The 14704-nt window shown below is 70.5% G+C and carries 13 protein-coding genes; 6 read left to right on the top strand and 7 right to left on the bottom strand.

Annotated features, from left to right (window positions below):
* The first annotated feature begins 29 nt into the window (after positions 1-29).
* The 6 genes from tkt to pgl are packed head-to-tail and all read left to right on the top strand — an operon-like array spanning position 30 to position 8568.
* The gene (gene tkt, locus BJ986_RS14450; protein ID WP_179422795.1) at positions 30-2327 is read left to right on the top strand and encodes a transketolase; all 2298 of its coding nucleotides are present in this window, start codon (positions 30-32) and stop codon (positions 2325-2327) included.
* A gap of 5 nt (positions 2328-2332) precedes the next feature.
* On the top strand, positions 2333-3481 hold the full coding sequence (tal, locus tag BJ986_RS14445) for a transaldolase (protein WP_179422793.1): 1149 nt from the start codon (positions 2333-2335) through the stop codon (positions 3479-3481).
* Positions 3478-5145 (top strand): glucose-6-phosphate isomerase, encoded by a 1668-nt coding sequence (locus BJ986_RS14440; protein ID WP_179422791.1) that lies wholly within the window; start codon positions 3478-3480, stop codon positions 5143-5145. Before tal ends, BJ986_RS14440 begins: the two co-directional genes overlap by 4 nt.
* Entirely contained in the window at positions 5142-6686 is a 1545-nt protein-coding gene (gene zwf, locus BJ986_RS14435; protein ID WP_179422789.1) for a glucose-6-phosphate dehydrogenase, read from the top strand. The genes BJ986_RS14440 and zwf overlap by 4 nt, the downstream gene beginning before the upstream one ends.
* Complete coding sequence (gene opcA, locus BJ986_RS14430) at positions 6683-7837, top strand: glucose-6-phosphate dehydrogenase assembly protein OpcA (protein WP_179422787.1); 1155 nt, start codon at positions 6683-6685, stop codon at positions 7835-7837. The genes zwf and opcA overlap by 4 nt, the downstream gene beginning before the upstream one ends.
* Positions 7834-8568 (top strand): 6-phosphogluconolactonase, encoded by a 735-nt coding sequence (pgl, locus tag BJ986_RS14425; RefSeq protein WP_179422785.1) that lies wholly within the window; start codon positions 7834-7836, stop codon positions 8566-8568. Before opcA ends, pgl begins: the two co-directional genes overlap by 4 nt.
* Here the strand turns inward: pgl and BJ986_RS14420 are convergent.
* From BJ986_RS14420 to whiA, 7 genes are all read right to left on the bottom strand, one after another.
* The gene (locus tag BJ986_RS14420; RefSeq protein WP_179422783.1) at positions 8558-8908 is read right to left on the bottom strand and encodes an RNA polymerase-binding protein RbpA; all 351 of its coding nucleotides are present in this window, start codon (positions 8906-8908) and stop codon (positions 8558-8560) included. The genes pgl and BJ986_RS14420 overlap by 11 nt on opposite strands.
* A gap of 95 nt (positions 8909-9003) precedes the next feature.
* Complete coding sequence (gene secG / locus BJ986_RS14415) at positions 9004-9249, bottom strand: preprotein translocase subunit SecG (protein ID WP_179422781.1); 246 nt, start codon at positions 9247-9249, stop codon at positions 9004-9006.
* Positions 9250-9325: 76 nt separating this feature from the next.
* The gene (gene tpiA, locus BJ986_RS14410) at positions 9326-10132 is read right to left on the bottom strand and encodes a triose-phosphate isomerase (protein WP_179422779.1); all 807 of its coding nucleotides are present in this window, start codon (positions 10130-10132) and stop codon (positions 9326-9328) included.
* Positions 10132-11358, bottom strand: coding sequence for a phosphoglycerate kinase (locus BJ986_RS14405; RefSeq protein WP_179422777.1), 1227 nt, complete (start codon positions 11356-11358; stop codon positions 10132-10134). Before BJ986_RS14405 ends, tpiA begins: the two co-directional genes overlap by 1 nt.
* Before the next feature lie 5 nt (positions 11359-11363).
* Positions 11364-12368, bottom strand: a complete 1005-nt coding sequence (gap, locus tag BJ986_RS14400) for a type I glyceraldehyde-3-phosphate dehydrogenase (protein ID WP_179422775.1) — start codon at positions 12366-12368, stop codon at positions 11364-11366.
* A 163-nt stretch (positions 12369-12531) separates the two neighbouring features.
* Complete coding sequence (locus tag BJ986_RS14395; RefSeq protein WP_179422772.1) at positions 12532-13704, bottom strand: nucleotide sugar dehydrogenase; 1173 nt, start codon at positions 13702-13704, stop codon at positions 12532-12534.
* Between the two features lie 4 nt (positions 13705-13708).
* The gene (whiA, locus tag BJ986_RS14390; RefSeq protein ID WP_179422770.1) at positions 13709-14689 is read right to left on the bottom strand and encodes a DNA-binding protein WhiA; all 981 of its coding nucleotides are present in this window, start codon (positions 14687-14689) and stop codon (positions 13709-13711) included.
* Positions 14690-14704: the final 15 nt, after the last annotated feature.

The following is a 14704-nucleotide window of genomic DNA, read 5'->3' as shown; positions in this document are numbered from 1 at the left end:
GTGCAGCTCAGTGTGAGGAGAACCGATCCGTGCCCACCACCACCCGATCCGCGAAGTCCCAGCCCCTGAGGAAGCGCAGCAGTGCATTGCCCCGACCGGTGGCCAGGAAGGCCGGCTGGAGCGACCTCGACGTCCGCGCCGTGGACACCGTCCGCATTCTCGCCGCCGACGCCGTCCAGAAGGTGGGCAACGGTCACCCGGGCACCGCGATGAGCCTCGCGCCCGCCGCCTACCTGCTCTTCCAGAACGTCATGACCCACGACCCGGGCGACGCGTCATGGCTCGGTCGTGACCGGTTCGTCCTCTCCGCGGGGCACTCGAGCCTCACCCAGTACATCCAGCTCTACCTGTCCGGCTACGGCCTCGAGCTCAAGGACCTCCAGGCCCTGCGCACGTGGGGCTCGCTCACCCCCGGCCACCCCGAGGTCCACCACACGCGGGGCGTCGAGATCACCACCGGCCCGCTCGGCTCGGGCCTCGCCTCCGCGGTCGGCATGGCCATGGCACAGCGGCGCCAGCGCGGCCTGCTCGACCCCGACGCGGCCGCCGGCGAGAGCCCCTTCGACCACCACATCTGGGTCATCGCCTCCGACGGCGACCTCATGGAGGGCGTGTCCGCCGAGGCCAGCTCGCTGGCCGGCCACCAGGAGCTCGGCAACCTCACGGTCATCTACGACGCCAACCAGATCTCCATCGAGGACCAGACCAACATCTCGTTCTCCGAGGACGTGGCCGCTCGCTACGCCGCCTACGGGTGGGACGTCGTCGACGTCGACTGGCGCGGCAACGGTGACGGCGCGACCTATGTCGAGAACGTCGACGCCCTCTTCACGGCCCTCCAGAAGTCCAAGAAGGCCAAGCGTCCCACCCTCGTCCGCCTCCACACGATCATCGCGTGGCCCGCCCCCACCAAGCAGGACACCGGCAAGTCCCACGGTTCGGCGCTCGGCGATGCCGAGATCGCGGCCACCAAGGAGCTGCTCGGCTTCGACCCCACGAAGACGTTCGAGGTCGACCGGGCCGTGCTCGCCCACGCCCGCCAGGTCGTGGCCCGGGGCAAGGCCGCCCACAAGGCCTGGGACAAGACGTATGCCGCGTGGCGCAAGGCCAATGCCGACCGTGCCGCCCTGCTCGACCGGCTCGTCGACGGCAAGCTCCCCGAGGGGCTCGACGACGCCCTGCCGGTCTTCCCCGCGGACATGGACAAGGGGATGGCCACCCGCGCCGCCTCGGGCAAGGTCCTCACCGCACTGGCAGGCGTCATGCCCGAGCTCTGGGGTGGCTCCGCCGACTTGGCCGAGTCGAACAACACGACGATGGAGGGCGAGCCGTCCTTCATCCCCAAGGCCAAGCAGACCCGCGACTGGAAGGGCGGCCCCTATGGGCGCACCCTCCACTTCGGCATCCGCGAGAACGGCATGGGGATGATCCTCAACGGCATCGCGCTCGAGGGGCTGACCCGGCCGTACGGCGGCACGTTCCTCGTGTTCTCCGACTACATGCGCCCCGCCGTGCGTCTCGCGGCGATCCAGCAGCTGCCGGTCACCTACGTCTGGACGCACGACTCCATCGGCCTCGGCGAGGACGGCCCGACCCACCAGCCGATCGAGCACCTCGCGGCCCTCCGCGCGATCCCGGGTCTGGACGTCGTCCGCCCGGCCGACGCCAACGAGACCGCCGCGGCCTGGGCCCAGGTCCTGCGCAACGGCCGTCCCGCCGGGCTGGCCCTCACCCGCCAGAACCTCCCAGTGCTCGACCGGAAGAAGTACGCGAAGACCACCGGAGTCGCCAAGGGCGCCTATGTCCTCATCGACGGCGGCGCCGACGGCAAGGGCAAGCCCGATGTCATCCTCATCGCCACGGGCTCCGAGGTGTCGATCGCGCTGGAGGCCAGGGAGACCCTGGAGCGCCAGGGGATCCCCACCCGCGTCGTGTCGATGCCGTGCCGCGAGTGGTTCGAGGACGCCGGCAAGGCCTACCAGAACCGCGTGCTGCCGCCCGAGGTCCGCGCTCGCGTCAGCGTCGAGGCCGCCGTCTCGCTCGGCTGGCACGACCTGGTCGGCGACGCCGGCCGCAGCGTCAGCATCGAGCACTTCGGCGCCTCGGCCGACTACAAGACGCTCTACCGCGAGTTCGGCTTCACCCCGGAGGCCGTGGTGAAGGCCGCCAAGGACTCCCTCAAGGACGCCAAGGCGACCGCCCGCAACAGTGCCGCGGCGACCGTCACCCAGACCCGCCCGCGCGCCGAGGTCTCCCCGACCAAGGCCACCGACACCACCACCAAGAACAGCGCTGCGACCAAGAGCGCAGCCAGCAAAGGGAAGTGACCCACGTGACTGAGAACGCAGCACTCAAGGCTCTCGCCGACAACGGCGTCTCCGTCTGGCTCGACGACCTCTCCCGCGAGCGGATCGAGACGGGCAACCTGCAGGAGCTCATCGATGACAAGGGCGTCGTCGGCGTGACCACCAACCCCTCGATCTTCCAGGCCGCCCTGGCCAAGGGAGATCGCTATGACGCCGACCTGCGCAAGTTTGCGGCAGAAGGCAAGACGGTCGACGAGACCGTGTTCGCGCTGACCACCTCGGACGTCCAGAGGGCCTGCGACATCCTTCGCCCGCTGTACGACTCGACCAACGGCGTCGACGGCCGGGTGTCGATCGAGGTCGACCCCCGGCTGGCCCACGAGACGGCCAAGACCGTCGAGCAGGCCAAGGAGCTGTATGCCGCCGTCGACCGTCCCAACGTGCTCATCAAGATCCCGGCCACCGTCGAGGGACTGCCCGCCATCTCGCAGACGCTCGCCGAGGGCATCAGCGTCAACGTCACCCTGATCTTCTCCCTCGACCGCTACCGCGGGGTCATGAACGCCTTCCTCACCGGGCTGGAGCAGGCCCGCGAGAAGGGCAAGGACCTCTCGCAGATCCACTCCGTCGCGTCCTTCTTCGTGTCCCGCGTGGACACCGAGGTGGACAAGCGGCTCGACGCCATCGGCACCGACGAGGCCAAGGCGCTTAAGGGCAAGGCCGCGGTGGCCAACGCCCGCCTGGCCTACCAGGCCTTCGAGGAGGTGTTCGCGACCCCGCGCTGGAAGAACCTGGCCGACGACGGCGCCAACGCCCAGCGCCCGCTGTGGGCCTCGACGGGCGTCAAGGACCCCGCCTACCCCGACACGCTCTACGTCACCGAGCTGGTCGCGCCCCACACGGTCAACACCATGCCCGAGAAGACCCTCGACGCGGTGGCCGACCACGGCGAGATCACCGGCGACACGGTCACCGGCAGGTACCAGGACGCCGGCGGGGTGCTGGACGCCCTCGAAAGCCTCGGCATCTCGTACGCCGACGTGACCGCCCAGCTCGAGCGCGAGGGCGTCGAGAAGTTCGAGGTGTCGTGGGGCGAGCTGCTCGACGAGGCCCAGTCCGACCTCGACCTCGCCCGTGCCGACGTTGAGCAGTCGGGCAAGCAGGCCGACCAGTGAGCTCTCTCGGCGTGGTGGCATCGGGCGCGGCGGCCGATGCCATCGCCACGAAGGTGGCCGACCTCGTCGAGGCCAAGTTCGCGAGCAGGCTCTTCGCCCAGGACGCCACCCTGTGGGGTCCCGAGGCGGAGTCGGAGTCGGCGATCCGGCTGTCCTGGGTCAACCTCCCCCGGTCCTCCCGACCCCTGCTGGGTGAGATCGCCGCGCTGCGCGAACAGCTGCGCGGTGAAGGCGTCGACCGGGTCGTCCTGTGCGGCATGGGTGGTTCCTCACTGGCCCCCGAGGTCATCTGCGCGACGGCAGGGGTGGACCTCGTCGTCCTCGACTCCTCCCAGCCCGACATGGTTCGCGCGGCGATCACCGACCTCGAGCGGACCGTCGTGGTCGTCTCCAGCAAGTCGGGCTCGACCGTGGAGACGGACTCGCAGCGGCGCGCCTTCCAGGCGGCGTTCACCGAGCTCGGCATCGACCCCACGGCTCGCATCGTGGTCGTCACCGACCCCGGCAGCCCCCTCGACGAGGAGTCGCGGGCCGGTGGCTACCGAGTCGTCAACGCCGACCCCAACGTCGGTGGCCGCTACTCGGCCCTGACCGCCTTCGGCCTGGTCCCCTCCGGGCTGGCCGGCGCCGACCTCGAGGCACTGCTGGACGACGCCGAGGCCGTCGCGGACGTGCTGAGCGCGGACGACGACGCCAACCCCGGCCTGCGCCTCGCCGCGGCGATGGCGGGCACCGACCCCCTGCGCGACAAGCTCGTCATCGTCGACGAGGGGTCCGGCATCGTCGGGTTCGCCGACTGGGCCGAGCAGCTGATCGCCGAGAGCACCGGCAAGCAGGGCACCGGCATCCTGCCGGTCGTCGTGGCGGGCGACTCCGACCGCGAGGTGGCCCGGCCGGCGGCGGACGTCACCGTCGCCCGGCTCGTCAGCGACTCCGACGACGACCTCGTCCTCGGCGCAGACCCCGACGGTGGCGCGGACGCCAGCCGCTCCGAGGTCGCCGTCAGCGGACCGCTCGGTGCGCAGCTCCTGCTGTGGGAGGTCGCCACGGCCGCCGCCGGCCGCCTGCTCGGGATCAACCCGTTCGACCAGCCCGACGTCGAGAGCGCCAAGAAGGCGGCGCGCGCGTTGCTGGACAAGGGAGTCGGCGACTCCGGGGCGCCTGCGGCCACCGACGGCGCCGTGGAGATCCGTGCACTGGGCGGCGACTGGCTCGGCGGGGCAGGCACGGTCGCCGAGGCCGTCACCGCCCTGTTCGCCCAGCTCGACCCGGAGCACGGCTACGTCGCCGTGATGGCCTACCTGGACCGGCTCACGGACGCGGCCCTCGCGGACGTGCGGCCCGGGCTCGCGCGGCATACCGGACGTCCCACGACCTTCGGCTGGGGACCTCGGTTCCTGCACTCGACCGGTCAGTTCCACAAGGGCGGGCCGGCCACGGGCGTCTACCTGCAGATCACGACGGCCCCGCACCAGGACCTGGCGATCCCGGGGCGCGAGTTCACCTTCGGTGACTTCATCGCCTCCCAGGCCGCTGGCGACGCCCAGGTGCTCGCCGAGCACGGTCGTCCCGTCCTGCAGCTGCACCTCACCGACCACGACGCGGGTCTGGCGCAGGTCACCAAGGCGCTGGCAGACCTGTCCCCCACGGAAGGCGACGCATGAGTCCGACGCGGGTGACGCAGGACCACAACCCCCTGCGCGATCCACGCGACAAGCGGCTCCCCCGGATCGCCGGCCCCTGCGGCCTGGTGCTCTTCGGGGTGACCGGCGACCTGGCCCGCAAGAAGCTCATGCCGGCCATCTACGACCTGGCCAACCGCGGGCTGCTCCCACCGGGCTTCTCGCTGGTGGGATTCGCCCGTCGCGACTGGGCCGACCAGGACTTCGGCAAGATCGTCTACGACGCGGTCAAGCAGTACGCCCGCACGCCCTTTCGCGAGAGTGTGTGGCGCAACCTGGCCGAGGGATTCCGTTTCGTGCCAGGCACGTTCGACGACCCGACCTCGTTCGACCTGCTCGCCGAGACGGTCAAGAGCCTCGAGCAGGAGCGCGGCACCGGCGGCAACATCGCGTTCTACCTCTCGATCCCGCCGTCCTCGTTCTCCGTCGTCTGCGAGCAGCTCGAACGGTCGGGGCTGAGCAAGCCCGAGGCGAACGCGTGGCGTCGCGTCGTCATCGAGAAGCCCTTCGGCCACGACCTGAAGAGCGCCCGCGAGCTCAACGACATCGTCGAGGGCGTCTTCCCGCCGGACGCGGTCTTCCGCATCGACCACTACCTGGGCAAGGAGACGGTCCAGAACCTGCTGGCACTGCGTTTCGCCAACCAGATGTTCGAGCCGGTCTGGAACGCCAACTACGTCGACCACGTGCAGATCACCATGGCCGAGGACATCGGTATCGGTGGCCGGGCCGGGTACTACGACGGCATCGGCGCGGCCCGCGACGTGATCCAGAACCACCTCCTGCAGCTCCTCGCGCTGACCGCGATGGAGGAGCCGGTCTCCTTCGCCGCGGAGCACCTGCGCGCCGAGAAGGAGAAGGTCCTGTCCGCCGTGCGGCACCCCAAGGACCTCGGCAAGTCCACCGCCCGCGGCCAGTACGCCGCCGGCTGGCAGGGCGGCGAGCAAGTGATCGGCTACCTCGAGGAGGACGGCGTCGCCAAGGACTCGCGCACCGAGACGTATGCCGCGATGAAGCTCGAGATCGACTCGCGCCGGTGGGCGGGCGTCCCGTTCTACCTGCGGACGGGCAAGCGGCTCGGCAAGCGGGTGACCGAGATCGCCGTCGTCTTCAAGAAGGCGCCCCACCTGCCGTTCAACGACACCGCGACCGAGGAGCTCGGCCAGAACGCCATCGTCATCCGGGTCCAGCCCGACGAGGGCATCACCATGCGCTTCGGCGCCAAGGTGCCAGGCGCGCAGATGGAGGTGCGCGACGTGACGATGGACTTCGGCTACGGCCGCGCCTTCACCGAGTCCAGCCCCGAGGCCTACGAGCGCCTCATCCTGGACGTGCTGCTCGGGGACCCGCCGCTCTTCCCCCGGCACGAGGAGGTCGAGCTCTCCTGGGAGATCCTCGACCCGGTCGAGGCCTACTGGGCCAAGCAGCGGACCAAGGTCGAGCCCTACGTGGCCGGCGGATGGGGCCCGGCCGCCGCCGACGAGATGATGCACCGCGATGGCCGCGTCTGGAGGATGCCTTGATCGTCGACCTGCCCAGCACGACCACCGTGGCGATCAGCAAGAAGCTGGTCGCGCTGCGCCAGGACACCGGGGCGATGGCGCTGGGACGCGTCCTCACCCTGCTCATCGTCGTCGACGAGCAGGATGCCGAGGAGGCGATCCAGGCCGCCAACGACGCCAGCCGTCAGCACCCCTGCCGGATCATCGCCGTGGTCATCGGCAACAAGCGTGGTCAGTCACGCATCGACGCCCAGATCCGCGTCGGTGGGGACGCCGGGGCCAGTGAGGTCGTGGTGCTCCGGCTCTACGGCGCCCTCACCGAACACGGCCGCAGCGTGGTGATCCCGTTGCTCCTGCCCGACTCCCCCGTGGTTGCGTGGTGGCCGACCGATGCCCCCACCCACCTGGCCCAGGACCCGATCGGCTCGATGGCACAGCGTCGCATCACCGACGCCGCCGAGTCGAAGCATCCCCGAGCCGAGCTCCAGGGACGAGCAGGCACCTACACGCGGGGAGACACCGACCTCGCCTGGACCCGCATCACCCTGTGGCGGGGGCTGCTCGCGGCCGCCATGGACCAGCCACCCTTCGAGCCGGTCACGGAGGCCACGGTCACCGGCGGCTCGGACTCCCCGTCGACCGACCTGTTGGCCGCCTGGCTCGCCCAGGCGCTCCGCTGCCCGGTGCGGCGGGCTCGTTCGCGATCCGGGACCGGCATGGTCAGTGTCCGGCTGGAGCGGCGCAGTGGCGCGATCGACCTGGTGCGACCCGACGGAGCCATCGCCACGCTCAGCCAGCCCGGCCAACCGGTCCGGCGGATCTCGCTGGCTCGCCGGGCGACCGCCGAGTGCCTGGCCGACGAGCTGCGCCGACTCGACCCCGACGAGATCTACGAGGAGGCGATCCGCAGCGGGCTCGCGCGGATCGGCACCAAGACGGTGACCGCCAGCGAGGCTGTGCGCGAGGGCGACGCGCCCTCGGTCAAGGAGTCCGAGCGCCAGGCGCGCAGGCTCGCCCGGGCCAGTGCGAAGACGGCCAGCTCGGAGATGGTCCAGGCGCCGGCTCCCCCTGCCGCGGCGGCCACCGCCGACGTCAAGAAGGCCGCCGCTCGCAAGCTCGCCAAGGCCACGTCGACCGGCACCGCCGCCCAGCGCAAGGCAGCGAAGGCATGACCGCCCCCCTGGTGGTCGTCCACCCCGACAAGCAGTCGGTCGCCGACTCCGGGGCCGCTCGCCTCGTCACCACGCTGCTCGACCTGCAGGCGGCCGGGCGGGAGCCTCACGTGTCGCTGACCGGAGGCTCGCTCGGCTCCGCGATCATCGCCTCGATCCTCGAGGCGCCGGCACACTCGGCGGTGGACTGGTCGAGGGTCTCGGTGTGGTGGGGAGACGAGCGCTACCTGCCTGCCGGGGACGCCGACCGCAACGACACCCAGAATGACGCGGCCGGCCTCGACCGGCTGGGTCTCGACGCGGCCAGGGTGCACCGGGTCGCCGGACCCGACGCCAGTGACTCCGCGGAGGACAGCGCGCAGCAGTATGCCGCGGCGGTCCGTGGCAGCGGCGGGGACGCGTTCGACGTGATGATCCTGGGCGTCGGCCCCGACGGCCACGTCGCCTCGCTCTTCCCCGGCCATCCCGCGCAGCTCACCACCGACGCGATCGCCGTGGCGGTGCACGACTCGCCCAAGCCCCCGCCGGACCGGGTCTCGCTGACCTTCGAGTGCCTCAGCCGTTCCGACCGGGTCTGGTTCCTCGTCGCCGGAGCGGACAAGGCGCAAGCGGTGCGCGACGGCGTCGAGGGGGCCGGCCCCGAGCGTTCCAGTGCGGCGCAGGTGCACGGCCTCCGCGAGACGGTCTGGCTCGTCGACGCCGAGTCAGCCGCCGACCTGGCTACTGGATGAGCTTGCGCTCCCGCAGCGTGGCCAGGGCCTCGTCGAGGATGGCCTTGCCGTCGGCGTCGGAGCGACGCTCCTTCACGTAGGCGAGGTGGGTCTTGTAGGGCTCGACCTTCGGCGGGGCCGGCGGGTTCGCCTCGTCCTGGCCCGCGGGGAACCCGCAGCGCGGGCAGTCCCAGGTCTCGGGGACGGCCAGGCCGGGCTCCTCCGCGAAGCTCGGACGCGTCTGGTGGCCGTTGGCGCACCAGTACGACACGAAGACACGCGGCGCGGCATCACCGCGTTCGGCCTCGCCCATCGGGCCGGCGCCGACTCGGCTGCCTCGGATTGCGTTGCCACCTGCCATGTGCGGAAGGTCCTTGTCTGGTGAGGAGGAGTCTGGTCAGGGAGGGTGAGTCAGGAACGGGCTGTCAGTGTGCCGTCAGGCGGTCGTGCGGTGACTCAGGCGGAGAACCGGTCGATGAGACCGATGCCCACGATGCAGGCGAACCACACGATGCCGACGGCCACGGTGAAGCGGTCGAGGTTGCGCTCGGCCACTGAGGAGGAACCCAGCGACGTGGACATGCCGCCACCGAACATGTCCGACAGTCCACCACCCTTGCCCTTGTGGAGCAGGATCAGCAGCGTCAGGAACAGACCACCGACGACCAGCAGGACCTGCAGGCCAATGCGTACGGCTTCCACGGAGCACCCATCTCGAGTCGACGTCAGTTTGTCGCTGCCCGTTCAGGCAGCAAGAGTCAGGATACCTGCTGGCCGCTCAGGCGGTGGCCAGGTGGTGCCGGTAGCGGCAGATCGAGGCGAACTCGGCGGGGTCGATCGACGCGCCGCCCACGAGTGCGCCGTCGACGTCCTCCTGCGCCATGATGGCCGCGACGTTGCCGGCCTTGACCGATCCGCCGTACAGCACCCGGACCGCGTCGGCCAGGTCGCCCGAGTAGAGCTCGGCCAGCTTGGTGCGGATCGCCGAGCAGACCTCCTGGGCATCCTGCGGCGTGGCCACCTCGCCGGTGCCGATGGCCCAGACGGGTTCGTAGGCGATGACGATCGCCTTGGCCTGCTCGGCCGTGACGTCGGCGAGGCCCGCCTCGAGCTGCGTGAGGACGTGCTCGACGTAGGTGCCCTCCTGGCGCACCTCGAGGGGCTCGCCGACGCAGAAGATCGGTGTCAGGCCGTGCCGGTAGGCCGCCTTGACCTTCGCGTTGACGTCGTCGTCGGACTCCTGGTGGTACTCCCGCCGCTCGCTGTGTCCGGCCAGCACGTAGGTGCAGCCAAGCTTGGCCAGGAAGGCACCGGAGACCTCGCCGGTGTACGCCCCCGCATCGTGTTTCGAGAGGTCCTGCGCGCCGAACACGAGCTCGAGCCGGTCCCCGTCGATGAGGGTCTGCACGGACCGCAGGTCGGTGAACGGCGGCAGCACCGCCACCTCGACCGCGCCGAAGTCGTGCCGGCCGTCGCGCAGGGTCCAGTCGAGCTTCTGGACCAGGTGGGTGGCCTGCAGGTGGTCGAGGTTCATCTTCCAGTTGCCCGCCATGAGGGGCGTGCGTCCGGGGGTCTTCGGTGCCATCAGCGGGTGGTCTCCTCGTCGAGCACGGTCAGGCCGGGCAGCTCCTTGCCCTCGAGATACTCCAGGCTCGCTCCGCCACCGGTGGAGATGTGGCCGAACTGGTCGTCCTCGAAACCGAGCTGGCGCACCGCCGCGGCGGAGTCGCCGCCACCGATGACGGTGAATGCGCCGTCCTCGGTGAGCTCGACGATGGCCTTCGCGACGGCTGCCGTGCCCGCGGCATACGGCTCCATCTCGAACGCACCCATCGGGCCGTTCCAGAACACCGTCCTGCAGTCCTTGAGCTTCTCGGCGAACAGCACGCCGGACTCGGGCCCGATGTCGAGCCCCATCCGGTCGGCGGGGATGGCCCCGGCGGGGACCACCTCGCGCTCGGCGTCCGCGGAGAACTCCGAGGCGGCCACGATGTCGACGGGCAGGACGATCTCGACGCCCCGCTCCTTGGCCTGCTCCAGGTAGCCCTTGACCTGCTCGAGCTGGTCGGCCTCGAGGAGGCTCTTGCCGACCTCGTAGTCCTGCGCCGCCAGGAACGTGAAGACCATGCCGCCACCGATGAGCAGGCGGTCGGCCGTCCGGAGCAGGTTGTCGATGACGCCGAGCTTGTCCGAGACCTTCGCACCGCCCAGCACCACGGCATAGGGGCGCTCCGGGTCCTCGGTCAGGCGCCGCAGGACGCCGACCTCGGTCTCGACGAGCCCGCCGACGGCGGACGGCAGCAGGCGCGCCACGTCGTAGACGCTGGCCTGCTTGCGGTGCACGACCCCGAACCCGTCGGAGACGAACACGTCGGCCAACGCCGCGAGCTGGCGGGCGAACTCGGCACGCTCCTCGTCGGACTTGGCGGTCTCCCCCGGGTTGAACCGGAGGTTCTCCAGCAGCACGACGTCGCCGTCCTGGGCGGCCTCGACCGCGGCCCTGGCGCTCTCCCCCACCGTGTCGGTGGCGAAGGTGACGTCCCGGCCGAGCAGCTCGCCGAGCCGGGTGGCGACCGGGGCCAGGGAGTACTTCGCCTCCGGCGCACCCTTGGGCCGGCCGAGGTGGGCGCACACGACGACGCGGGCACCCGCGTCGGACAGTGCCTTGATCGTGGGCACGGACGCACGGATGCGGCCGTCGTCGGTGATCGTCCTGCGGCCTGCGTCGTCATAGTCCAGCGGCACGTTGAGGTCTGACCGGACGAGGACGCGCTTGCCGCGCAGGTCGCCCAGCTCGGAGATCGAGTGCACGGAGGTCAGAGCGTCTGGCCGACGAGGACGACCAGGTCGGCGAGGCGGTTGGAGTAGCCCCACTCGTTGTCGTACCAGCCGACGACCTTGACCTGGTTGCCGATGACCTTGGTCAGGCCCGCGTCGAAGATGCAGGAGGCCGGGTCGGTCTCGATGTCCTTGGACACGATGGGGTCCTCGGTGTAGACGAGGACGCCCTTGAGTGGACCCTCGGCAGCGGCCTTGACCGCGGCGTTGACCTCGTCGGCCGTCGTCTCGCGGCCGGCTTCGAAGGTGAGGTCGGTGGCCGAGCCGGTCGGGACGGGGACGCGCAGCGCGTAGCCGTCGAGCTTGCCCTTGAGCTCGGGGAGCACGAGGCCGATCGCCTTGGCCGCGCCCGTCGAGGTGGGCACGATGTTGAGGGCGGCGGCGCGAGCGCGGCGCAGGTCCTTGTGCGGCGCGTCCTGCAGGTTCTGGTCCTGGGTGTAGGCGTGGATCGTCGTCATCAGGCCCTTGACGATGCCGAACTCGTCGTTCATCACCTTGGCCATCGGGCCGAGGCAGTTCGTCGTGCAGGACGCGTTGGAGATGATGGTGTGCTTGGCCGCGTCGTACTGGTCGTCGTTGACGCCCATGACGATGGTGATGTCCTCGTTGGACGCGGGCGCGGAGATGATGACCTTCTTCGCGCCGCCGTCGATGTGCGCCTTGGCCTTGGTCGCGTCCGTGAAGAAGCCGGTGGACTCCACCACGATGTCGGCGCCCACGGAAGCCCAGTCGATCTTGGCCGGGTCGCGCTCCTCGAACACCCGGAAGGTCTTGCCGCCGGCGGTGATCGACGTGTCGTCGTAGGTCACCTCACCGGGGAAGCGGCCGAGGATCGAGTCGTACTTGAGCAGGTGGGCCAGCGTCTTGTTGTCCATCAGGTCGTTGGTGGCCACGACCTCGATGTCGGCTCCCGACGCCTCGATGGCGCGGAAGAAGTTGCGGCCGATGCGGCCGAAGCCGTTGATACCTACGCGAACAGTCACGATGCCAAGTCCTTCTCAGAGGGGGACGGTATGCCGCGTGGCGCGGCACGGATTTGCTCGGCCCCGAGCCTATCGAGCAGGTCCAGCGGGAGCCACGGCGGTCCGGCGTACGGGCCGGTAACCTCGCGCGCCCGAGCCGGGCACGGCGGCATACCGGAGTCGGTCAGAAGTCTCCGCCGAACAGGTCGCGCGTGTAGACCTTGTCGGCCACGGGTTCCAGCTCGGCCACCATCCGGTTGGCCACGATCACGTCGGACAGCTCGGTGAACTCGGCGAGGTCACGGATGACCCGTGAGCCGAAGAAGTGGTCATCGGCCAGCGCGGGCTCGTAGACCACGATCTCCACGCCCTTGGCCTTGATGCGCTTCATGATCCCCTGCACGCTGCTCGACCGGAAGTTGTCGGAGCCCGACTTCATGATCAGCCGGTGGATGCCGACGATGCGGGGGTTGCGACGCAGGATGTCGGTCGCCACGAAGTCCTTGCGGGTCGTGTTCGCCGTGACGATCGCCTCGATGAGCGACTGCGGCACGTTCTGGTAGTTGGCCAGCAGCTGCTTGGTGTCCTTGGGCAGGCAGTACCCGCCGTAGCCGAACGACGGGTTGTTGTAGCCGGGACCGATCCGGGGGTCGAGGCCGACGCCCTCGATGATCTGGCGCGGGTCGAGGCCGTGGGTCACGGCGAAGGTGTCGAGCTCGTTGAAGAACGCGACACGCATCGCGAGGTAGGTGTTGGCGAACAGCTTGACGGCCTCGGCCTCGGTGCTGTCGGTCAGGAGCACGGGGACGTCGGGTTCCTCGGAGCCCTCGCGCAGCAGGTCGGCGAACGCCTGCCCGCGGTCGCTGCGCTCCCCGACGACGATCCGGGACGGGTGCAGGCTGTCCCAGAGGGCCTTGCCCTCCCGGAGGAACTCCGGGCTGAACAGCAGGTTGTCGGTGCCGAGTCGCTCGGACAGCCCCTTGGTGAAGCCGACAGGGACCGTGGACTTCACCACCATCACCGCGGTCGGGTTGGCGGCCACCACGTCGGCGGCGACCTTCTCCACCGTGGAGGTGTCGAAGTAGTTGGTCACCGGGTCGTAGTCGGTCGGCGTCGCGATGATGACGAACTCCGCACCCGCGTAGGCCGTCGCGGGGTCCGTCGTGAAGGTCAGCGTCAGCGCGTGGTGGGCCAGGAAGGTCTCGATCTCGGCGTCCGCGATGGGGCTGCGCCCCGAGCTCAGCAGGTCGACGCGGGCCGCGTCGATGTCGAGGGCGACGACCTCGTGTCGCTGGCCGAGCAGGACTGCCATGGAGAGTCCGACGTAGCCCGTGCCGACCACGGCGATCCGTGTCATGCGCTCAGGCGTCCAGCATGTCGGGCGTGAGGTTGGCCTCGGTCCCGGGGATCCCGAGGTCCTGGGCCCGCTTGTCGGCCATCGCGAGCAGGCGCCGGATGCGCCCCGCCACGGCGTCCTTGGTCATCGGGGGCTGGGCGAGCTGGCCGAGCTCCTCCAGGGACGCCTGCTTGTGCTCCAGGCGAAGCGCGCCGGCCTCCTTGAGGTGGTCCGGGATCTCGTCGCCGAGGATCTCCATGGCGCGGTGCACCCTGGCACCCGCCGCGACGGCGGCCCGCGCCGAGCGCCGCAGGTTGGCGTCGTCGAAGTTGGCCAGCCGGTTGGCCGTGGCCCGGACCTCACGGCGCATCCGGCGCTCCTCCCACGCCATGACCGCGTCGTGGGCACCGAGCCGGGTCAGCATCGCCCCGATGGCATCGCCGTCGCGGATGACGACCCGGTCGACCCCACGCACCTCACGCGCCTTTGCCTGGATGCCGAGGCGGCGGGCCGCTCCGACGAGGGCCAGGGCGGCCTCGGGTCCGGGGCAGGTGACCTCGAGGGCCGAGGAACGTCCGGGCTCCGTGAGTGAGCCGTGCGCGATGAAGGCGCCGCGCCAGGCCGCCTCGGCATCGCAGGCCGAGGCGCTGACCACCTTGGGCGGAAGCCCGCGGACGGGGCGTCCCCGGGCGTCGATCAGACCGGTCTGGCGGGCCAGGGCCTCGCCGTCCTGGACCACCCGGACGACGTAGCGGCTGCCCTTGCGCAGACCGCCGGCCGCCAGGACCAGGACCTCGGACGGGTGACCGTAGAGGTCGCTGATGTTCTTGCGCAGGCGCCGGGCGGCGTTGGCCGTGTCGAGCTCGGCCTCGACGACGATCCGCCCACCCACGATGTGCAGACCGCCGGCGAAACGCAGCGTGGCGGCCACCTCCGACTTGCGGCAACAGGGTTTCGTGACGTCGAGCCTGCTGAGCTCGTCCTTGACCCGCGCCGTCATAGCCATTGGTTCATCCTGCCA

Source organism: Pedococcus badiiscoriae, from assembly GCF_013408925.1.
GTDB classification, from domain to species: Bacteria; Actinomycetota; Actinomycetes; order Actinomycetales; family Dermatophilaceae; genus Pedococcus; species Pedococcus badiiscoriae.
Note: the sequence above shows the minus strand (reverse complement) of the source record. Positions and strands in the feature narration are given on the sequence as shown.

Coding starts and splice junctions, on each gene's coding strand:
- zwf (WP_179422789.1), top strand. CDS start 5,142: ATGAGTCCGACGCGGGTGACGCAGGACCACAACCCCCTGCGCGATCCA.
- pgl (WP_179422785.1), top strand. CDS start 7,834: ATGACCGCCCCCCTGGTGGTCGTCCACCCCGACAAGCAGTCGGTCGCC.
- BJ986_RS14420 (WP_179422783.1), bottom strand. CDS start 8,908: ATGGCAGGTGGCAACGCAATCCGAGGCAGCCGAGTCGGCGCCGGCCCG.
- tpiA (WP_179422779.1), bottom strand. CDS start 10,132: ATGGCACCGAAGACCCCCGGACGCACGCCCCTCATGGCGGGCAACTGG.
- BJ986_RS14395 (WP_179422772.1), bottom strand. CDS start 13,704: ATGACACGGATCGCCGTGGTCGGCACGGGCTACGTCGGACTCTCCATG.
- whiA (WP_179422770.1), bottom strand. CDS start 14,689: ATGGCTATGACGGCGCGGGTCAAGGACGAGCTCAGCAGGCTCGACGTC.